This window comes from Paenibacillus sp. EKM206P (assembly GCF_011066155.1).
Taxonomy (GTDB): domain Bacteria; phylum Bacillota; class Bacilli; order Paenibacillales; family Paenibacillaceae; genus Paenibacillus; species Paenibacillus polymyxa_D.
In genome coordinates this window covers 1-218 of sequence record NZ_JAAMNQ010000141.1, presented here as the reverse complement: position 1 = coordinate 218, position 218 = coordinate 1, and the positions used below count along the sequence as shown (strand labels likewise).

At 44.0% G+C, this 218-nt stretch carries 1 pseudogene; it reads right to left on the bottom strand.

The window, feature by feature from the left end:
• A pseudogene (locus G9G53_RS26135) lies at positions 1 to 218 on the bottom strand (IS3 family transposase); the annotation flags it as partial.

Below are 218 nucleotides of genomic sequence, written 5' to 3'. Positions count from 1 at the left end.
ATTTGGCGATAGCCGTAGACCCCGTTATACTGCTCATACACTTTCTTCACAAGTGCTTTCGCGTCCCGATCTCGATCTGCTCCTCTACGCTTTAAGAAGGCGTAATATCCACTTCTGGAGACTTTGAAAAGCGTACACAGCTTGCTAATAGGATAGTCTTTCGCAGCTTTCTCAATGGTTATATATTTGTGTGCTTCATCTCCTGTATCCAGATTTCC